General features: G+C 72.8%; 19 protein-coding genes and 1 pseudogene. 6 read left to right on the forward strand and 14 right to left on the reverse strand.

Annotated features, from left to right (window positions below):
* Positions 1 to 49 precede the first annotated feature (49 nt).
* A complete protein-coding gene (locus AB0367_RS30305) occupies positions 50 to 622 on the reverse strand; it encodes a histidine phosphatase family protein (RefSeq protein ID WP_366229887.1) in 573 nt (190 codons plus the stop codon).
* A 36-nt stretch (positions 623 to 658) separates the two neighbouring features.
* Here AB0367_RS30305 and AB0367_RS30310 point away from each other — a divergent pair, with 36 nt between their 5' ends.
* Entirely contained in the window at positions 659 to 1348 is a 690-nt protein-coding gene (locus AB0367_RS30310; protein ID WP_366229888.1) for a haloacid dehalogenase-like hydrolase, read from the forward strand.
* On the opposite strand, the gene AB0367_RS30315 is transcribed toward AB0367_RS30310, so the two are convergent.
* Genes AB0367_RS30315 through AB0367_RS30325 form a run of 3 tightly spaced genes read right to left on the reverse strand, consistent with a single transcriptional unit; the run spans position 1329 to position 4048 of the window.
* The gene (locus AB0367_RS30315) at positions 1329 to 1775 is read right to left on the reverse strand and encodes an Lrp/AsnC family transcriptional regulator (protein ID WP_366229889.1); all 447 of its coding nucleotides are present in this window, start codon (positions 1773 to 1775) and stop codon (positions 1329 to 1331) included. The two genes, AB0367_RS30310 and AB0367_RS30315, sit on opposite strands and share 20 nt — an antisense overlap.
* Before the next feature lie 30 nt (positions 1776 to 1805).
* Positions 1806 to 2942, reverse strand: coding sequence for an acyl-CoA dehydrogenase family protein (locus AB0367_RS30320; protein ID WP_366229890.1), 1137 nt, complete (start codon positions 2940 to 2942; stop codon positions 1806 to 1808).
* Entirely contained in the window at positions 2939 to 4048 is a 1110-nt protein-coding gene (locus tag AB0367_RS30325) for a Xaa-Pro peptidase family protein (protein ID WP_366229891.1), read from the reverse strand. The genes AB0367_RS30320 and AB0367_RS30325 overlap by 4 nt, the downstream gene beginning before the upstream one ends.
* A gap of 107 nt (positions 4049 to 4155) precedes the next feature.
* On the opposite strand from AB0367_RS30325, the gene AB0367_RS30330 reads away from it, so the two are divergent.
* Positions 4156 to 5154 carry a sensor histidine kinase gene (locus AB0367_RS30330; protein WP_366229892.1) on the forward strand — a complete coding sequence of 333 codons (999 nt, stop codon included), beginning with the start codon at positions 4156 to 4158 and terminating at the stop codon, positions 5152 to 5154.
* A 13-nt stretch (positions 5155 to 5167) separates the two neighbouring features.
* Positions 5168 to 6079 carry a 5'-3' exonuclease gene (locus AB0367_RS30335; RefSeq protein WP_366229893.1) on the forward strand — a complete coding sequence of 304 codons (912 nt, stop codon included), beginning with the start codon at positions 5168 to 5170 and terminating at the stop codon, positions 6077 to 6079.
* A 31-nt stretch (positions 6080 to 6110) separates the two neighbouring features.
* Here AB0367_RS30335 and AB0367_RS30340 read toward each other — a convergent pair whose 3' ends face one another.
* From AB0367_RS30340 to AB0367_RS30355, 4 genes and pseudogenes are all read right to left on the reverse strand, one after another.
* A complete protein-coding gene (locus AB0367_RS30340) occupies positions 6111 to 7721 on the reverse strand; it encodes a glycogen/starch/alpha-glucan phosphorylase (protein WP_366229894.1) in 1611 nt (536 codons plus the stop codon).
* Between the two features lie 55 nt (positions 7722 to 7776).
* Positions 7777 to 8568: pseudogene (locus AB0367_RS30345) on the reverse strand (glycogen/starch/alpha-glucan phosphorylase); the annotation flags it as partial.
* Between the two features lie 168 nt (positions 8569 to 8736).
* Positions 8737 to 9666, reverse strand: coding sequence for an MHYT domain-containing protein (locus tag AB0367_RS30350; RefSeq protein ID WP_366229895.1), 930 nt, complete (start codon positions 9664 to 9666; stop codon positions 8737 to 8739).
* 131 nt (positions 9667 to 9797) lie between these two features.
* On the reverse strand, positions 9798 to 12563 hold the full coding sequence (locus AB0367_RS30355) for a DEAD/DEAH box helicase (RefSeq protein ID WP_366229896.1): 2766 nt from the start codon (positions 12561 to 12563) through the stop codon (positions 9798 to 9800).
* 54 nt (positions 12564 to 12617) lie between these two features.
* On the opposite strand from AB0367_RS30355, the gene AB0367_RS30360 reads away from it, so the two are divergent.
* Positions 12618 to 13325: an HAD-IA family hydrolase gene (locus AB0367_RS30360; RefSeq protein ID WP_366229897.1), complete on the forward strand. Its 708-nt coding sequence runs from the start codon at positions 12618 to 12620 to the stop codon at positions 13323 to 13325.
* Between the two features lie 130 nt (positions 13326 to 13455).
* Positions 13456 to 13830 (forward strand): Hsp20 family protein, encoded by a 375-nt coding sequence (locus AB0367_RS30365; RefSeq protein ID WP_366229898.1) that lies wholly within the window; start codon positions 13456 to 13458, stop codon positions 13828 to 13830.
* Between the two features lie 182 nt (positions 13831 to 14012).
* Here AB0367_RS30365 and AB0367_RS30370 read toward each other — a convergent pair whose 3' ends face one another.
* From AB0367_RS30370 to AB0367_RS30395, 6 genes are all read right to left on the reverse strand, one after another.
* Entirely contained in the window at positions 14013 to 14903 is an 891-nt protein-coding gene (locus AB0367_RS30370; protein WP_366229899.1) for a diacylglycerol kinase, read from the reverse strand.
* A 114-nt stretch (positions 14904 to 15017) separates the two neighbouring features.
* Positions 15018 to 15959: a twin-arginine translocase subunit TatC gene (tatC, locus tag AB0367_RS30375; RefSeq protein ID WP_366229961.1), complete on the reverse strand. Its 942-nt coding sequence runs from the start codon at positions 15957 to 15959 to the stop codon at positions 15018 to 15020.
* Positions 15960 to 16039: 80 nt separating this feature from the next.
* Positions 16040 to 16306 (reverse strand): Sec-independent protein translocase subunit TatA, encoded by a 267-nt coding sequence (gene tatA / locus AB0367_RS30380; RefSeq protein WP_366229900.1) that lies wholly within the window; start codon positions 16304 to 16306, stop codon positions 16040 to 16042.
* Positions 16307 to 16494: 188 nt separating this feature from the next.
* Positions 16495 to 16761 (reverse strand): hypothetical protein, encoded by a 267-nt coding sequence (locus tag AB0367_RS30385; RefSeq protein ID WP_366229901.1) that lies wholly within the window; start codon positions 16759 to 16761, stop codon positions 16495 to 16497.
* Positions 16762 to 16771: 10 nt separating this feature from the next.
* A complete protein-coding gene (locus tag AB0367_RS30390; protein WP_366229902.1) occupies positions 16772 to 17731 on the reverse strand; it encodes a YafY family protein in 960 nt (319 codons plus the stop codon).
* On the reverse strand, positions 17728 to 18741 hold the full coding sequence (locus tag AB0367_RS30395; protein ID WP_366229903.1) for a WYL domain-containing protein: 1014 nt from the start codon (positions 18739 to 18741) through the stop codon (positions 17728 to 17730). Before AB0367_RS30395 ends, AB0367_RS30390 begins: the two co-directional genes overlap by 4 nt.
* 104 nt (positions 18742 to 18845) lie before the next feature.
* On the opposite strand from AB0367_RS30395, the gene AB0367_RS30400 reads away from it, so the two are divergent.
* Positions 18846 to 19946 (forward strand): DUF3866 family protein, encoded by a 1101-nt coding sequence (locus AB0367_RS30400; RefSeq protein WP_366229904.1) that lies wholly within the window; start codon positions 18846 to 18848, stop codon positions 19944 to 19946.
* The last annotated feature ends 19 nt before the right edge of the window (positions 19947 to 19965 follow it).

Genomic DNA, 19965 nt, shown 5'->3' on the forward strand with positions numbered 1-19965 from the left:
GACCGCCGCGCCACTCATGCCCGCCGGGCCGGCCGGGCGGACACGGGCGTTAGGCGGGCGGGGCGTTCCAGGCGCGCAGGGACGGGACGCCGTGCTCGTAGCCGAGGACCGAGATGGTGGCCGTGCCCAGGGTCAGGTGGGCACCGAAGGCCGTCGGCTGCGCCAGCCACCGGGCGGCCAGGGCGCGCGAGGAGTGGCCGTGGCTGACCACGGCCGCGTCGCCCAGGGCCAGCACCGGGCGCAGCCTCGTCAGGAAGCGGTCCAGGCGGTCGGTCACCCGCTGCGGGGTCTCGCCGCCGGGGCAGCCCTCGCGCCACAGGTCCCAGTCCGGGTCGGCGGCGAGGATCTCGGCGGTGGTGCGGCCCTCGTACTCGCCGTAGTCCCACTCGGCGATGTCGTTGTCGACCTCGGTGACCGTCAGGCCGGCCAGCTCCGCGGTGCGCAGCGCCCGGCGGCGGGGGCTGCTCACGACCGTGACGAACGAGCGGTTGGCGAGCACGCGGCTCAGGGCCCTCGCACCGGCCGCCCCGGCCGGGGTGAGGTCCAGCTCGGTCGTGGACGTGTGCCGGCCGTTCGCGCTCCACTCGGTCTGCCCATGACGCACAAGAATGATCTCACCCATCAACACATTGTGCCGGTTGCGGCTACGCTGCATCACGTGGACGGGGTACTGGTGCTCTGGGATGTCGACCACACATTGGTCGACGTGGACGGTCTGGGCCGGGAGGCATACGACCTGGCGTTCGTGCGGCGGTTCGGCACTGCGGTGCGCCACCAGCCGCCGATGGCGGGGCGGACCGACCGGGCGATCGCCAACGACATGCTGCGCCTCAACGACATCGCGGTGACCGATGCCCACCTGGAGGACCTGCGGGCGGGCGCGGAGCTGGCGCTGGACGAGCTGGCGCACCTGCTGCCGGCCCGCGGGCGGGCGCTGCCCGGGGCGGCCGACGCCCTCGCCGCGGTCGGCGCGCGCACGGTGCAGTCGCTGCTGACCGGCAACGTGCGGCGCATCGCCGAGGTCAAGCTCGGCCCGTTCGGCCTGATCTCGCACCTGGACCTGGACGCGGGCGCCTATGGCTGGAGCCATGAGGTGCGCGCGGAGCTGGTCGCCATCGCCCGGCGAAACGCCCATAGCCGATATGACCGCGATTTCGGGAAGGTCGTGCTCGTCGGTGACACGCCGGAGGACGTCGGGGCGGCCCTCGCCAGTGGGGCCGGCGTGGTCGGCGTCGCGACCGGGAGATACACCTCGGCCGAACTGAGCAGGGCCGGCGCGCACGTGACGCTCGAAGACCTCGCCGACACCGGCCGGGTCGAGCAGGCCGTCAGGACTGCGGCACGCTAGGCCGGTGCTCGTAGGGCGTGGACAGCACCACCGTCGTGCGGGTGGTGACGTTGGCCGCGGACCGGATCTCCTGCAGCAGCCGCTCCAGCGCGAGGGGGCTCTCGACGCGCACCAGCAGCATGTAGAAGTCCTCGCCGGCCACCGAGTAGCACGACTCGATCTGCGGCAGCTTCGCCAGCCGGTCGGGCGCGTCGTCGGGCTGTGACGGGTCGAGCGGCCGGATCGCGACGAACGCGGTCAGCGCCAGCCCGAGCGCGTCGTGGTCGACCCGCGCGGTGTAGCCCTTGATGACGCCACGCTGCTCGAGCCGGCGCACCCGCTGGTGCACCGCCGACACCGACAGCCCGACCCGCTCGGCCAGGTCGGTGTAGGACAGGCGGCCGTCGACGGCCAGAGCCGCGACGATCGCGCGATCGGTCTCTTCCACGGTCCGAACCTTAGCCTGCCGCGCAACCGGTCACAGCGACCGGGAGATCACCAGCCGCTGGATCTGGTTGGTGCCCTCGAAGATCTGCAGGACCTTGGCCTCGCGCATGTACCGCTCGACCGGGTGGTCCGACACGTATCCGGCGCCGCCGAGCACCTGCACGGCGTCGGTGGTCACCCGCATCGCGGTGTCAGTGCAGAACAGCTTGGCCTTCGCCGCCTCGGCGCTGTGCGGCCGTCCGGCGTCGCGCAGGCGGGCGGCGGCGAGGTAGAGGGCGCGCGCGGCGGCGATCTGGGTGGCCATGTCGGCGAGCATGAAGCCGACGCCCTGGAACTCGGCGATCGGCCGGCCGAACTGCTCGCGCTCGCGCGCGTAGGCCACGGCATAGTCGAGCGCGGCCTGGGCGAGGCCGACGGCGCAGGCTGCGATGCCGAGCCGCCCGCCGTCCAGCGCGCTCAGCGCGATGCCGAACCCGCGGCCGGGCTCGCCGATGAGCCGGTCGGTGCCGACGACGGCGCCGTCGAAGACGAGCTGGGCCACCGTGGAGGAGCGCAGGCCCATGGTCTTCTCGGGCGCCTGCGCCTGCATGCCGGGGGTTGCCGCGTCGACGAGCAGGCACGAAATGCCGCCCGGGCCGGGGCCGCCGGTCCGCACGAACACGTTGTAGTAGTCGGCCTGCCCGGCGTGGGTGATCCAGGCCTTGGTCCCGCGCACGACGTAGCCGTCCGGCCCGGGCTCGGCCCGCGTCGCGAGGGCCGCCGCGTCGGATCCGCTGTGCGGCTCCGACAGGCAGTAGGCGCCCAGCAGCTCGCCGCCGAGCATGTCCGGCAGGTGCTTCTTGCGCTGCGGGTCGGTGCCGTAGGCCACGAGCGGATAGCAGGACAGGCCGTGCACGGAGACGCCCTCGGCGATGGCGAGCCAGCGGGCCGCGAGCTCCTCCAGCACCTGCAGGTACAGCTCGTAGGGCACATCAGCGCCGCCGTACTCCTGCGGGTAGGGCAGCCCGAGCAGCCCGGCGCGGCCGAGCAGGCGGAACAGCTCGCGCGGGAAGCGCCGTTCGGCCTCGAACGCGTCGACGCGCGGCGACAGCTCCCCGTCGGCGATCTCGCGGACGAGGCCGATGAGGGCGGCACCCTCCTCGCTCAGCAACGGCCGGTCGACGGTCATAGCAGGACCAGTTCCGTGTCGATGGTGTTGAGCCGCTCGGCGCCGCCGGGCGTGCAGACCACGATGTCCTCGATCCGGGCGCCGTGCCGCCCGGCGAGGTAGATGCCGGGCTCGATCGAGAACGCCATGCCGGGCTCGAGCGGTGTCTCGTTGCCGGCCACGAGGTAGGGATCCTCGTGCCCGTCGAGGCCGATGCCGTGCCCGGTGCGGTGCAGGAACCGCTCGCCGTAGCCGGCGCCGGCGATGAGGTCGCGGGCGGCGGCGTCGACGGCCTGCGCGCTCACGCCGGGGCGCACGGCCGCGACCGCGGCGCGCTGGGCCTCGTGCAGCACCGCGTAGTAGGCGGCGAAGTCCGCGGGCGGCTCGCCGACGCAGTACACGCGGGTGGAGTCGGAGCAGTAGCCGTCGGGCATGCGGCCGCCGATGTCGACGACCACCGGCTCGCCCGCGGCGATCAGCCGGTCGGAGACGCCGTGGTGCGGGCTGGCGCCGTTGGGCCCGGCGGCGACGATGGTGAACTCGACGGTGGCGTGGCCGGCCTCGCGGATGCCGGCGGCGATGTCCGCGGCGACCTCGGCCTCGGTGCGCCCGGGCCGCAGCCACTCCCCCATCCGCTCGTGGACGGCGTCGATGGCCCGCCCGGCCCGGCGCAGCGCCTCCACCTCGGCCGGGCTCTTGCGCAGCCGCAGGCCGCGCAGCACCGCGCCGGCGAGGGCCTGGGTGGCGTCGGGAAGCGCGTCGCGCAGCGCGAGGACCTGCTCGGCCCACATCCGGTCGCCGAGCCCGACGGTCTTGACCCGGTCGCCGAGCAGGTCCCGCACGATGTCGTACGGATCGGTCCCGTCGGCGTGGTCGACCAGCCGGACGCCGACGGAGGCCGCCGGCGAGTCCTCGGCGGCCGGGCGCTCCAGCCGCGGGACGATGAGCGTGGCCTCGCCGTCGGCGGGCAGCACGAGCAGGGTGAGCCGCTCCAGGGCGTGTGCGTCGTAGCCGGTGAGATACCGCAGGTCGGCGCTCGGCCCGATGAGCAGCGCGTCGAGGCCGGCCTCGGCGGCGGCGCGCCGGGCGGATTCGAGCCGGTCGGGGGAATACAGCTCCACGACCATCAGCTTAACGCTCGTTTGGTTTTCTGTGGTACCCCGGGCGTCCGCACTGCGGGATACCGCCGGACGGGTGATCGGTCGCGGGTCGTGGCGTAGTCTATGCACGCAGATTGAGTAAAAGCCCGAACTACACCCCTTCCGACCGAGATGAGCTGCGCATCTCCATGAGCCACACCAGCGCGCCGTCCAGCGACCGGGTCGTCGACCCGTTCGTGCACGCGGCGTTGCTCTACGAGGGGGCCACGGGCTTCCTCGACGGCACCATGAAGTTCATCTACGAGGGGTTCTCGCTCGACGAGCCGACCGCCGTCGCCGCGCCGCCCGGCAACGTGGCGCTGCTGCGGGAGCGGCTGGGCGCGTTCGCCGACACGGTGCGCTTCGTCGACATCACCCAGGCCGGGCGAAACCCGGGCCGGCTCATCCCGTGGGTGCTGAGCCGGTTCATGGACGACCACCCCGGGCGCCGGGTGCGCATCGTCGGCGAGCCGATCTGGGTCGGCCGCAGCCCGGAGGAGTATCCGGCGTGCGTCCAGCACGAGGCGATGGTCAACGTGGCCTTCGCCGGACGCGAGGCGTCGATCCTGTGCCCGTATGACGTCAGCCGCCTCGACCAGCGGGCGATCGCGGACTCCCACGCCACCCACCCGGTCATGGCCGACGACACGGGCCGGTTCCCCAGCGGCGCCTACGACCCGTACGGCATCACCGACACCTACAACCTGCCGCTGTCCGAGCCGCCGCCGGGCGCCACCACGATGCGCTTCGAGCTGGCCGGCCTGGTCGACGTGCGCCGCCGGGTCGCCGAGGCCGGGCTCGACGCCGAACTGCCGGCGGATCGCATCGTCGACCTGCAGAGCGCCGTCAACGAGCTGGCGACCAACAGCATCCAGCACGCCGGGGGTTCCGGCACGCTGCGCACCTGGTACGACGACGAGCGGGTGGTGTGCGAGGTCCGCGACTTCGGCCACATCACCGACCTGCTGATCGGCCGGCTCCGCCCGCCGGACGGGCGCGGTCGCGGCCTGGTCATGGTCCACTTCCTGGCCGACCTGGTGCAGCGACACACCAGCGCGACGGGCACCACCACGCGCGTTCACATGTTGCGCTGAGTAGTCTTGCCGGGTGGACCGTCCCCTGTTGCTGATCGACTCGGCCAGCCTCTACTTCCGTGCGTATTTCGGCGTGCCCGAGGCCGCCGCGAAGGCGCCCGACGGGACCCCGGTCAACGCCGTGCGCGGGTTCCTGGACATGCTCGCCACCCTCATCCGCGGCCGCGGCCCCGACCGCATGGTGTGCTGCCTCGACGAGAGCTGGCGCCCGGCGTGGCGGGTCGCGCTGCTGCCGTCGTACAAGGCGCACCGGCTGACCCCCGCCGGCGGCGAGGAGGTCCCGGCCGCGCTCGAGGCCCAGGTGCCGATCATCCTGGAGTTCCTCGCCGCGCTGGGCATCACCGCCGTGGGCGCCGCCGACTTCGAGGCCGACGACGTCATCGGCACGCTCGCCGCCCGCGAGCCGGGCCCCGTCGAGGTCGCCACCGGCGACCGGGACCTCTTCCAGGTCATCGACGACCAGAAGCCGGTCCGGGTGTTGTACTGCGGCCGGGGCGTCGCCAAGCTCGAGGTCCTCGACGACGCCGCGCTGCGCGCCAAGTACGGGGTGCCCGCCGCCGGATACGCCGACCTCGCCGCCCTGCGCGGCGACCCGAGCGACGGCCTGCCCGGCGTCGCCGGCGTCGGCGAGAAGACCGCGGCCCGGCTCGTGGACCGCTACGGCGGCCTCGACGGGGTCCTGGCCGCGCTGGAGGACCCCGGCTCCGGCTTCGCGCCCGGGCTGCGCGGGAAGCTGGTGGCCGGCAAGGAATACCTCGCCAGCGCCCGCGACGTCGTCGCCGTCTCCCGCACCGTGCCGATCCCGCCGCTGGACACGAAGCTGCCGTCCGTCCCCGCCGACGCCGACCGGCTCATCGAGCTCGCCCAGCGATGGGGCCTGGCCGGCGCGGGCAAGCGCATCGTGGACGCGCTCGGCCGCGGCTAGGGGTCCGGGCCTGCCGGGGCGGGTGGGACGCTCAGCCGTCCGCGGTGACCCGGACCGGCTCCACCCGCCAGATGAGGTCGCAGTAGTCGCGCACGGTGCGGTCGGAGGAGAAGAAGCCGCACCGGGCCGAGTTCAGCACCGACATGCGGGCCCACGCGTCCTGGTCGCGCCACGCCAGCTCGACCCGCTCCTGGCACTGCAGGTAGGCGCGGTAGTCGGCCAGGGCCAGGTACTCGTCGCGGCCCAGCATCGCGTCGACGAGCGGCGCGAACAGGGTCCGGTCGCCCTTGGCGAACACGCCGTTCGCGATCGCGTCGATCGCGGCGCGCAGTTCGGGATCGCTCTCGTAGTACGAGCGCGGGTGGTAGTCGCGGCGCAGGTCCGCGGCCTGCTGCGCGTCGAGGCCGAACAGGAAGAAGTTCTCCGCGCCGACCCGGTCGCGGATCTCGATGTTCGCGCCGTCGAGCGTGCCGATGGTGAGCGCGCCGTTGAGGGCGAGCTTCATGTTGCCCGTGCCCGACGCCTCCTTGCCCGCAAGCGAGATCTGCTCCGACAGGTCCGCGGCCGGGATGATCACCTGGGCCCGGGACACGTTGTAGTCGGGCGGCAGGACGACCTTGAGACGCCGGGAGACCACCGGGTCGGTGTTGACCGCCTCGGCGACCCCGTTGACCAGCCGGATCAGCAGCTTCATCGCGTGGTACCCAGGTGCGGCCTTACCGCCGAACAGCACCGTGCGGGGTACCACGTCCAGATCGGGATTCTGCCGGATCCGGTTGAACAGCGTGATCACGTGCAGCAGCTTCAGGTGCTGGCGCTTGTACTCGTGGAACCGCTTGATCATCACGTCGCACAGCGCGTCGGGGTCGATGACCACGCCCGTGGACCGCTCCACCCGCGCCGCGAGGTCGACCTTGTTCGCGCGCTTCACTGCCCGCCACCGCGCGAGGAACGCCGGGTCGTCGGCCGCACCGTCCAGTGCGCCGAGGCGGTCCAGGTCGGTGAGCCAGCCCTCGTCGCCGAGCCGCTCGGTGACCAGCGCCGACAGCCGCGGATTGGCCAGCCGGATGAACCGCCGCGGCGTCACGCCGTTGGTGACGTTGTGGAACTTCTGCGGCCACAGCTCGGCGAAGTCGTGCAGGGTCGTGCCCGTGAGCAGCCGGGTGTGCAGCTCGGCGACCCCGTTGACGGCGGTGCTGGCCACGACCGCCAGGTGCGCCATCCGGACCCGCTTCTCCGGCTCCTCACCGATGATCGACAGCCGGCGGACGCGGTCGAGGTCGCCGGGGTACGTCGCCTCGACCTCCTGCAGGAAGAAGTAGTTGATCGCGTAGATGATCTCCATGTGCCGGGGCAGCAGCCGTTCCAGCAGCGCCACCGGCCACGTCTCCAGCGCCTCGGGCAGCAGCGTGTGGCAGGTGTAGTTGAACGTGCGCCGGGTGATCGACCAGGCCAGGTCCCAGTCCAGCCCCTGCTCGTCGACGAGCAGCCGCATGAGCTCGGTGACGGCGATGACCGGATGCGTGTCGTTGAGCTGGATGACGACCTTGGCCGGGAACGCGTCCCAGCCGGTGTTGCGCAGCCGGTACCGCCGGATGATGTCGCGCAGCGAGCAGGCCACGAGGAAGTACTGCTGCTTCAAGCCGCAGCTCGCGCCCCTGCTCGGTGCTGTCGTCTGGGTACAGCACCTTGCTGATGTTCTCGGCGCGCACGATGTCCTCGACGGCCTCCTTGTACTGCCCGGCCCCGAAGCGCGACAGGTCGAACGACTCGCGGCTGGCGCGGGCCTGCCACAGCCGGATGATGTTGACCGTCTGCGTGCCGTATCCCGGCACCAGCAGGTGGCTGGGCTCGCCGCGCACGGTCTCGCCGGGCGTCCACTGCCGGCGCAGCCCGCTGGGATCGTCCAGCGCGGGCGCCGTGGTGCCGTAGAAGCCCACGAGCTGCCGGTCGTCCGGCGCGGGAAACTCCCACGGGTTGCCGTAGAACGTCCAGTCGTCGGGCCGCTCGACCTGCGCACCGTCGCGGAACACCTGCTTGAAGATGCCGAACTCGTATCGGATGCCATAACCCACGGCCGGGATGTCCAGCGTCGCCATGGAGTCCATCAGGCACGCGGCGAGCCGCCCGAGGCCGCCGTTGCCCAGCCCCGGCTCGACGTCGTACCCCTCCAGGTCCTCGAGGCTGATCCCGAGGTCCTCGGCGATCGCCCGCACGTACCGCTCCGTGTCCGTGTACAGCAGGTTCTGCCGCAGCTGCCGCCCGAGCAGGTACTCGGCGGACAGGTAGTACACGAACCGCGGGTTGGCGGCGTAGTGCGCGGCCGCGGTGCGCGCGTAGCGTTCGACGAGCCGGTCGCGGACGGTGAGCGCAAGCGTCTGGTAGCCGTCGGACCCGCTGGCGGACTCGAGCGTGGTACCCCGCTGGTAATACAGGTTGCTGATGAGGTCCCGCTCGAAGTCCTCGAGCGTGCTGCCGACGGAACGCATTCTGGGGCGAGGCCGCGCATCAGTCACTGCTTCAGTATCCCGCGCGGCCCCGCCCTCGGCCCCCCGCGGAGGTCACACTCTTTCCGTCGTCCGGACCCGGGTGACAGGCACCTACGAAAGCAGCCCTCCGCGAAGCTACGCGGAGGGCTGCCGGGTGGTGCTGGAGGCTCAGCGCCCGCGCTGGCGGCGGGCGTCGGCGACACCGTTCGCCGCCCGGGCCGCGAAGGCCTGGCCGGCCTTGCCTCCGGGGGCGGGCGGCGCGGACTGGGTCACGCCGGTGCTGGAGCCGCCGCCGAAGACCGGGCCGGCGGAGGCGCGCAGGGCCTGGCCGGCGGCGATCTTCTCGCGGACCGCGGCGGCCTCGGCCTGCTCGCGCTCCGACGGCACCGCCATCACGGCGCTGGCCAGGGCGATGACCACGACCAGGACGAACAGGACGATCGGGGCCAGGAACCAGTTGACATCGACGCCGGGGACGGTGGCGATGTCGTGCTTGAGGTGGACCTGCATCGCGTACATACCGGTGTAGTGCATGCCGCAGACCGCGACGCCCATGACCGCCGCGGCCGTGATCGTGGCGATCATGCCCCGCACGACGACCGTGAACCACAGGGCGACGGTCGCGGCGACGACGGCGATCGCATACGAGGCGATGACGAGACTGCTCGTGTACTCGAAGTTACCGTCGATGTTCATCGCATACATGCCCGTGTAGTGCATGAACGCGACCGACACCCCGGTGATCGGGCCACCGATGAGGATCTTCACCAGACTCGGCTTGCCCAGGCCCACGATGAACAGGCCGACGCCGACGGTGACGACGGCGATGAAGAAGCTCGCCACGGTGATCGGCACGTCGTAGCGCAGCGCGCTGCCCTGCACGCTGAAGCCGACCATGGCCATGAAGTGCATGACCCAGATGCCGGTGCCGCCGATGGACCACGCGGCGAGCACGAGCAGCCAGGCGCGGCGGCGGGTCTCAACGGCGGAACGAGCTCGGCCGGTGCTCACGAGGCCGAGCAGGGACCCCAGGAACGACATGGCATAGGCGAAGATCGGAGTGATCGCGCCGTACGTGAAATGGTGCACCTGACCCACGAATGTCCTCCAACCAAGGCACGCACGCGGGACGCGCGGCGAACCGGCGAACCGGCGAAGAGCATCATGGCGGATCCGAGCGACTTTCTCCAATCCGTAGCGCCCGCCGGAACGGAAAAATCGCTGCGTGATCAGGCCATGACGCTGTATGCGAGGACTCCTCGCGTCACCGCGGTCATCGCCTGCCGCGCCGTGCGCCGCACCGGCTCGGGCGCGCCGGCGGCGTCGGCGAGCTGGCCGAGCAGGTCGAGCACCTGGCGGGACCAGCGCACGAAGTCGCCGGCCGGCATGTCGCCGTCGAGGCCGTGGACGCTGCCGAGGACCTTGGTGAGGGACTCGCCGCGGGCCCATCGATACATCGGCCAGACGAACCCGAGGTCGAGCTCCCGGGTGAGCTGCAGCCCGCGGGAGTCCTCGTCGTCGCGCACGTCCGCCCAGAGCTTCAGCGTGGCATCGATGGCGTCGGTGATCTCGCCGCGCGGTACCGACGCGCGGTCTTCGGCCTCTCGGCGCGCCTCGTAGACCAGCACGCTGGCGGCGGCGGCGAGCTCCGCCGGGCCGAGCTTGTCCCACACCCCGCGGCGCAGGCACTCGGCGACGAGCAGGTCGGTCTCCGCCCAGATCCGGGCGAGCATCCGGCCGGCGTCGGTGACCCCGCCCTCCGTGCTCAGGTAGCCGCGGTCGGTGAGCAGCCCGCAGACCCGGTCGAAGGTGCGCGCGAGCGACCCGGTGCGGCTGGCCACCTTGCCGCGCAGCCCCTCGGTGTCACGCTCCAGGCGCCAGCGCCGCTCGGCCCAGCGGGCGTGCTCCTCGCGGTCGGGGCAGCGGTGGCAGGGATGGTGGCGCAGCGAGGCGCGCAGCGTGTCGAGCTCGTGGTCGTCGGCCGCGGCGCTGTTGCGGGCCCGGCTCGGCCGGCCCTGCCCGGCCGGCGTGAGCTCCGTCCGGCGCAGCTGCGCGGCGAGGTCGCGGCGGTCCTGGGCGGAGCGGTAGTTGAACTGCCGGGGCACCCGGACCCGGCCGATCGGCTCGACCGGGCTGGTGAAGTCGGCGCCGGAGATCCGCCCGGCCCAGCGGTCCTCGGTGAGCACGAGGGGACGCGGCTCGCCGAAGCCGCCGGTGCCCGGGTCGATGACGATCGCGAGGCCAGAGCGGCGCCCGGCGGGCACCCGGATGACATCGCCGGAGCGCAGCCGCTCCAGGGACTCCAGGGCGGCGGCGCGGCGCTGCTGCACGCCCTGGCGGGCGATCGCCTTCTCGCGCTCGGCGATGGCGACCCGGATCGCGAAATACTCCGCGAAGTCACCCAGGTGGCAGGACATCTCCCCGGCGTACGTCGCCATGGTCTCGGTGTTGCGCTGCACCTGCCGGGCCAGGCCGACCACCGACCGGTCGGCCTGGAACTGCGCGAAGGAGCTCTCCAGCAGCTCGCGCGCTTCCGCGAAGCCCACGCTGCCGACGAGGTTGACCGCCATGTTGTACGACGGGCGGAAGCTCGACTTGAGCGGATAGGTGCGGGTGGAGGCGAGCCCGGCGACGTGGCGCGGGTCGACCTCGGGCACCCAGACCACGACCGCGTGCCCCTCCACGTCGATGCCGCGGCGGCCGGCCCGGCCGGTCAGCTGGGTGTACTCCCCCGGCGTCAGGTCGACGTGCGCCTCGCCGTTGAACTTGACCAGCCGCTCCAGCACCACGCAGCGGGCCGGCATGTTGATGCCCAGGGCGAGGGTCTCGGTGGCGAAGACGGCCTTGACCAGGCCGCGCACGAACAGCTCCTCGACGACCTCCTTGAACGCGGGCAGCATGCCGGCATGGTGCGCGGCCAGGCCCCGCTCGAGGCCGTCGAGCCACTCCCAGTATCCGAGCACCTGCAGGTCCTCGTTCGGGATGTGCCGGGTGCGCTCCTCGACGATGGAGCGGATCTCGGCCCGCTCGTCGGGCCCGGTCAGGCGCAGCCCGGCGGCCAGGCACTGCTGCACGGCGGCGTCGCACCCGGCCCGGCTGAAGATGAACAGGATCGCGGGCAGCAGCCCCTCGCGGTCGAGCCGCTCGACGATCTCCGGGCGGTACGGACCGCTCCACCGGCCCCGCTTGCCGCGGCGCAGGTCGCCGCCGGCGAGCTCGACGCGGCGGAGCATCTCGCGGTGATACCGCAGCAGCTCGGGGTGCACGTCGTGCTTCTGCGCGGCATCGGCGTCGTGGAACAGGTCGAACATCCGCTTGCCCACGAGCATGTGCTGCCACAGCGGCACCGGGCGGTGCTCGCTCACCACGACCGACGTCTCGCCGCGCACGGTGACGAGCCAGTCGGCGAACTCCTCGGCGTTGGACACCGTCGCCGACAGCGACACCAGCGTCACCGACTCGGGCAGGTGGATGATCACCTCCTCCCACACCGCGCCGCGGAACCGGTCGGCGAGGTAGTGCACCTCGTCCATCACCACATACGACAGGCCCTGCAGCGTCGCCGAGCCCGCGTAGAGCATGTTGCGCAGCACCTCGGTGGTCATCACCACCACGGGCGCGTCGCCGTTGATCGCGTTGTCGCCGGTGAGCAGGCCGACCTTCTGCGCGCCGTAGCGCCGCACCAGGTCGTTGTACTTCTGGTTGGACAGCGCCTTGATGGGCGTGGTGTAGAAGCACTTGCGCCCCTGCCGCAACGCCAGGTGCACGGCGAACTCGCCGACCACGGTCTTGCCCGCCCCGGTCGGCGCGCACACGAGCACACCGGTGCCGCGCTCGAGCGCCTCGCACGCCTCGGCCTGGAACGGGTCGAGGTCGAAGCTCAGCTCGTCGGCGAACTCGGTGAGCGCGGGGTGCCGGCTGGCGTCCTCGGCCCGCAGCCGCGCCGCCTCGTAGCGGCCTGCGGGGCTGGAATCAATGTCCTCGGTACCGCTCACGCCCCCAAGGCTAGGCGAAGCGGGCCCGGATCCGCTCCTGGGTATCGTGCTGGCGTGCCGGAAAGCGATGAGTCACTCACCTCCCGACGACCGATTGAGGCGGTGCTGCTGGACTTCCACGGCACGCTTGCGCAGGTGGAGGACCCCGTCCGCTGGGTGACACTGGCGGCGCGGAGCATGGGCACGACACTGGAGCGGGGCAAGGCGACCGTCCTGGCCGACCGGCTCACCACCGCCGGCCGGGCGGGCGGGCCGAGGCCGCACCGGGTGCCGGCGCACCTGGCCGAGGTGTGGGCCGACCGGGACCTGTCCGTCGAGGCGCACCGCGCCTGCTTCACCGGACTCGCCGCGACCGTCGACGGGTCCTTGGCCCCGGCCCTGTACGACCGGCTGCTGCTCGCCGACGGCTGGGAGCTCTACGCCGACACGGTGCCCACCCTGCGGGCCCTGCGCGCGGCCGGCGTCCCCGTCGCCGTGGTGAGCAACATCGGTTTCGACCTGCGGGCGCTCGCCGCCGACCTGGGCTTCGCCGACCTCGTCGACGAGTTCGTGCTCTCCTACGAGGTCGGCCGCACCAAGCCCGACCCGGCGATCTTCTGGCGGGCCTGCGCGGCGCTGCGGGTCGACCCGGAGCGGGCCCTGATGGTCGGCGACACGCCCGCCGACGCCGGCGCCGCGGCGGCCGGCTGCAGCGTCCTTGTCCTCCCGGAGAGTGCGCCGGGCAAGCTGCACGGCCTGGGTGGCATCCTGCGGCTGTTGTAGCGGCGGCCTATGAGCATCACCCTGGACCGGGAAACATTGTCGCAACATCGGCTCTGCGCTTGCCGCGCCGTCCCGCCGCGACGACAGTGCAAGCAACGATACGAATTTTCTTTGTTTGCGGAGGTACACCATGCCGTTGAACCGCTGGGACCCCACGAGCGCCCTGGCCCGCCTCGAGCAGGACCTGGGCAACGCCGCCCACCACGCCCACGCGGCGTCGGTGAGCACCGCGACCGACGGTGACGACCTGGTCATCACCGTCGCGGGCGTCGACCCGGCCGACGTCCACGTCCAGGTTGGCGGCGGCCGCCTGACGATCAAGGGCCAGAGCGGCGGCAGCCGGTCGGAGAGCCTCGACGTCAGCGGCGGGCACTTCTCGTCGAGCTCGTCCAGCTCGAGTTCGTTCAGCCGGAGCTTCTCGGTCCCGGCCGACGTCGAGCAGTCCGACGTGTCGACCGAGCCGACGGCCGGCGGCGTCAAGATCCGCATCCGCAACGCCGCCTGAACGCCGGGCAAACGGGCACCTTTCGGACGCCGGGGACGTTTCCCCGGCGTCCGGGCCGTCCGGACGGCCACCGTGCGCGGGGTCACCGGGGCGCCCGGTTATCGGGCATCAGGCCATCGGGTGCGAGGCTTCGGGCCCGGGCTCCGATCGCCGGGCGCGGGCTCGGGGCACCGAGCGCGGGTTCAGGCCAGCAGCGTCAGCGCGCCCGGCTCGCACGTGATCGTCACCGGCAGCGGGCAGATCCGCTCCCCGTCGGCGTAGGCGGTGATCCCCGCGCCGGCCAGCTCCACGGCGCGGGCCCGGTGGGTGCGGACCCGCCGGTCGAGCACGTGGGTGCCCTTGAGCACCTTCGGGCGCAGCCGCATCAGCGTGAGCCGCCCGAGCGGCTCGGCGACCACCACGTCGAGCAGCCCGTCGGCGGGGTCGGCGCCGGGCGCGATCCGGAACCCGCCGCCGTAGCTCTCCGTGTTGCCCACGGCGACGAGCACGGAGTCGAACTCGCTGACCGCGCCGTCGAGGCTCATCCGGTACCGCCGGGGCCGCAGCGCCAGCAGCTCCTCGACGACGGCCCGGTTGTACCGCTGCGCCCCCTTCGGCCACCGCATGCGGTTGGCCCGCTCGTTGACGAACGCGTCGAACCCGGCGGCGAGCACCGCGCCGAACCAGGCGACGGTCCCGTCCGCCCCGCTCACCCGGGCGAGGTCGATCGCACGGCTGCGCCCGTCGCGCAGCGCGTCGGCGGCGACCCCGGCCGCGGCCACCGGCGAGGCGGGCAGCCCGAGGCGCGCGGCGAAGTCGTTGCCGGTGCCGGCGGGCACGATCCCGAACGGCACGCCCGTCCCGGCAACGGCCTGCAGCCCGAGGTGCACGGTCCCGTCGCCGCCCATGGCCACGAGCGCGTCGCAGCCGTCCGCGACGGCCCGGTGTGCCCGCTCGCGCGCCTGCGCGGCGCTCCCCCCGCCGAACACCACCACGTCCGCCCCGCCGGCCCGCAGCCGCTCCTCGACGGCGGGCAGCAGCCCGGCGCGCCGCCCCTTGCCGGCGGTGGGGTTGGCGAGTAACGCGATCTTCACGGCGCAGACTGTAAACGTTCAGTGCCGGGCCCGCGAAGTGCGGACGCGAACGGCGCCCCGGGCACAGGCCCGGGGCGCCGTCGGAAGCCGGACGCGATGTTCCGTGATGCGGTGTTACGTGATGTCGTCGAAGCCGCGTTCCAGCGGTTTCGGCCGCTCGATCGGCGTCGGCGCCGCCACCGGTGCCGGCGCGTCGATCGGGTCGTAGCTGCCGATCGGGGTCGCGGCCTCGACCGGCTCGACGTCGTAGTCGTCCAGCGAGGAGACCTCGTCGTCGCCGATGCCCGCGTACGACGGCTGCTTGCGGCGTCGGCGGCGGTCGTTGAACGTCGCGAAGCCGACGGCCGCGAAGTACAGCGACGAGAGGGCCAGCGCCAGTGCCGTCATGCCGAACGGGTCGGCGGTCGGCGTCGCGATCGCGGCGAAGATGAACGTGATGAACACCGCGACCCGCCACCAGCCGAGCAGCCGCTTGCCGGTGACGATGCCGGCGATGTTGGCCAGCATGACGCCGAGCGGGAACTCGAACGCCAGGCCGAAGACCAGCATCATGCCGGTGACGAAGTCGACGTAGCGGGTGATCTCCAGTTGTGTGGTGATCTCCGGGCCGGTCATGTCGAGCAGGAAGACGAGGCCCTCGGAGACCACCACGAACGACAGGTAGGCGCCCGCGGCGAACAGCGGGGCGGCGAGGCCGCCGAAGAGGTAGGCCCAACGGCGCTCGTTGCGGTGCAGGCCCGGCGCGATGAACGCCCACAGCTGATAGAGCCATACGGGGCTGGCGATGATGAGCCCGACCCACAGCGCGACCTTCAGCTTCAGCAACAGCACGTCGGTGACGCCGAGCTGGACGAACGGGCATTTCCAGCCGACCGGGAGCGCGTGGGTGACCGACTCCTGGATCGCCCTGTTCGCCATGAGCGAGCAGTAGGGCTCCCCGATGTACTCCACCACCGGGTTGGCCAGCCACCACGCGGCGATCGTGCCGATCAGGATCGCCAGGCAGGCGCGGAAGAGCCTGGTGCGCAGCTCCCGCAGATGCTCCATGAGGGTCATGGAGCCATCCGCGGCGCGCGCGAAGTTCGACGGCTGCTTGTTACGCCGCCGCGCGATGATGCTCACGTCCGGAGCGCGCCTCAGCGCTCACGAGCGTGGTCGACCGGGTCAACCTGAGGCTTCGGCGACGGCTGGCTGTCGGCGATCTCGCCGCTGAGCGGCTGCCGGCCCGACTGCGCCTCGGCCTTGGCGTCCACGTCGTCGTCGGCGAGGCCCTTCGTCTCGGCCTTGATGATGCGCATCGAGCGCCCGAGCGAACGCGCCGCGTCAGGCAGGCGCTTGGCGCCGAACAGCAGGATCAGCACCACCACCAGCACGATGATGTGCCACGGCCTAAGTGCACCCATTGAAGCCACCTCACTGTATTCAAGCTGCCGCACCCATCGTACTGACCACCGGCGGGTGAAGGCAGAGGCCGGTTAGCGGGAAGGGGTCCGGCCGCTGAAGTCTTGACGAGTGTTGACGGTGCCCCGCCTCATCGTCAACCACCCATCCGGACAAAGGTACGCTTTGCCCGGTTGATCCGGCAGGCTTGTTAACTGTTTTCGGTGCCGCCGTCGCGCCTCGCCTGCATCGCGAGGGACTTCTCCTGCATGGCCTCCAGCTGCGGCAGCATCGTCTCGACCGTCTGCTGCAGCGCGAGCAGGCGGGGCTCCACCCGCCTCTGGCCGTCGGCGAGGCGCGCCTGCATGGCGCGGGCGGCGTTGTCGAACTCCCGCAGCCGGCCCATCACGCTCAGCGCGACGCCGATCAGGACGATGAGCGCGACGACGACGATTCCGCCCGAGATCCACCACAGCACGTGATCGACCTTAGAGCATGTACGCGGCCAGCGCGGCCTGCGCCTCCGCGGCGACCGCCTCGGCGAGTCGCGGCGGCGACACGACGGTGACCTCGGCGCCGAGGCCGAGCACGAACCGGCGGGCCCAGTCGAGGTCGGACGCGCGCAGCGAGACCGTCCAGTGCTCGCCGGGGCCCCGCTCGACCGCCTCGCACGGATACTGCTCGGTGATCCACCTCGCGCCCCGGCCGACCCGCAGCGTGACCAGTGGCAGGTCGGGGGTGGGGGTGAAGAGGCTGCCGGTGCGCGTGTCGGTGGGGCGGGCCTGGTGCGGCACCCGGGCGGGCTCGTCGAGCTCGACGGAGGCGTCGATGCGGTCGACCCGGAACAGCCGGACGGCCTCGGCGCGGCGGCACCACGCCTCCAGATACGCCCACCGCCCCACGACGAGCACCCGCATCGGGTCGACCACGCGCTCGCTGGTCTCGTCCCGGGTCGCGCTGTAATACGTGATGCGCAGCGCGTGGCGGCGATCGACGGCGCCGCGCAGCTCCTCGAGGCGGTCGGTGTTGCCGGGAAGCCGGACCGCGACCGGCGCGTCGGCGAGGTCACCCGCGGTGCTCTCGATCTTCGCCAGGGCCCGTTGAACACCGTCGCCGGCGGTCACGCCCGGGGTCTCGGCGAGCATCCGCAGCGCCACGATGAGCGCGAGCGCCTCGTCGGGCGTGAGGCGCAGCGGGCGGTCGATCCCGGCGTCGTACGTCAGGGTGACGCTGTCGCCGGCCGGCCCACTGCCGAACGCCATGTCGATGAGGTCGCCCGGGCCATACCCCGGCAGCCCGCACATCCACAGCAGTTCGAGGTCCTCGCGCAGCTGACGGTCGGTGATCCCCTGGTCGGCCGCGGCCTCGGCGATCGTGACGCCGGGGCGCGCCTGCAGGTAGGGCACCAGGTTGAGCAGCCGGCCGAGCCGGTCCGCCGAGTTCGTCACGCCGGCACCCCGATCCCGGCGGCGGCCTGGTCGCCGATGGCCGGTGCGTAGGAGGCGGCGACCGAGCGCAGCCGGCGGACCACCTCGTCGCGCACCTCGGGCGGGTCGAGCACGACCACGTCGGCGCCGTAGCCGACCAGCCAGCCGGCGAAGAAGTCCACGTCGGCGTAGCTCAGCGTGAGCCGGTCGCCGTCCGGGCCGGTGACGCACCGCTCCGCCCAGCGCCGCACGCCGGCCGCGCGGCCGGAGCGCACCAGGACCGTGGCCCGGCCGGTGCGCTCGACGGGTCCGCTGGAGCGGGCGACGTATCCGATCAGGTCGACCTTCGGCGGCTCATACGCACCGCGCCGGCCGATGCGCCGCACGCCGCTGACGACCCGCGAGAGCCGGAAGCAGCGCTCGGCGTCGCGGTCGAGGTCGTGGCCGACCACATACCACCGGCCGCGCCAGCACACCACGCCCCAGGGCTGCAGGCGGCGCACGCCGGCGCCGTCGCGCTCGGGGACCTCGTAGGAGAACGTGACCGCCTGCCGGTCGCGCACCGCCGCGGTCAGCGGCTCGAACGCCGGGTCGACCGTGACCACGGCCTCCACGCCGAGCGTGGCGTGCGGGTCGACGTCGATGCCGCCGGCGCGCAGCTTCGCCAGCCCCGAGGACGCCGCCGCGGCCAGCCCGGTCTGCTGCCACAGCCGCGCGGCGATGCCGACCGCGGCCGCCTCGTCGGGGGCGAGCGGGATGTCGGGCAGCGCATACTCGCGCCGGGCGATGCGATATCCCTGCTCGTTGTCGAAGATGCTGGCGGTGCCCATCTCCAGCGGCACGCCGAGCTCGCGCAGCTCCGACTTGTCCCGCTCGAACTTGCGCTGGAACGCCTCGTGGTCGCGCTCGTCGCCCGGATCGTGCTCGTATCCCGGCACGATGGCCGCGATCTGCTCGGCGGTCAGGAAACGGCGCGTAGCGAGCAGGCAGATCACCAGATTCACCAGACGCTCGGTTCGGATCCGCGACACGGAGCGAACCTACCAGCCCGAACACCTGTCCCGCGTCGCCCACCCGGTGAGCGTTCACACGGTCACGGCGAATGCGCGCTGTGTCGCTGCGTTACGGTTGCGCGGTGATCCGCTGGCGCTGGGGTACCGTCGTCGCCGCCCGCCGCGAGTGGCGCGGCAGTCTCGAGCTCGACGTCACCGTCGAGGCCCGGCGGGCGGAGGATCCCGATTCGGTGCGCGCCCTGGCCTACCCGGCCCTCGTGGGCACCCCGCGCCCGGGCGACCGGGTCCTGCTCAACCTCAACGCGCTCGCGCTCGGCCTCGGCACCGGCGGGTACGCCCTGGTCGTGGCGGTCCCCGACCGCCTGCCCGAGGACGCGGACGCGCCCGGCCACGTGGTGAAGGCGCGATACACGCCGCTGCAGGCGATCGTCCTGGCCGCCGACGAGGAGGACTCTCCCCTGCGCGCGGCGCTGGCCGGCGCCACCGACCTCGGCGGTATGCCCGTCGTCGTCGCCGACCTGCACTCGGCCCTGCCCGCGGTCGTGGCCGGCGTCCTCGCGGACCGCCCGGACGCCCGCGTCGCCTACGTCATGACCGACGGCGGCGCCCTGCCCGCCTGGTTCTCCCGCACGCTGGACGCCCTGCGCCCGCTGCTGGCCGGAACGGTCACGACGGGCCAGGCGTTCGGCGGCGACCTCGAGTCGACGAACGTGCACAGCGGCCTCCTCGCGGCCCGCCACGGCCTGCGCGCCGACCTGGCGGTCGTCACGCAGGGCCCGGGCAACCTGGGCACGGGCACGAGCTGGGGCTTCTCCGGCGTGGCCGCAGGCGAGGCGGTCAACGCGGTGGCGGCGCTGGGCGGGCGCCCGGTCGCGGCCCCGCGCATCTCCGACGCCGACCCCCGCCCCCGCCACCGGGGCGTGTCCCACCACAGCCTGACCGCCTTCGGCCGGGTGGCGCTGGCCCCCGCCGACCTGGTCATGCCGGCCGACCTGACCCCGGCGCTGGCCGCCGAGGTCCGCGCGGCCCTGGCGACCCTGAGCCCGCCCCACACCGTGGTCGAGGTGCCGTCGGCGGACCTGTCGGCCGCCCTGGCCGCGTTGCCGGTGCAGCTGTCCACGATGGGCCGGACCCTGGCGCAGGACGAGGCCTACTTCCTGTCGGCCGCGGCGGCGGGCCGTTACGCCGCGAAGCTGATCGCGGACATCCCCGCCACGCCGTGACGGACGAGCGCGAACCGTC

The sequence above is a fragment of the Dactylosporangium sp. NPDC051484 genome (assembly GCF_040689395.1).
Lineage (GTDB): Bacteria > Actinomycetota > Actinomycetes > Mycobacteriales > Micromonosporaceae > Dactylosporangium.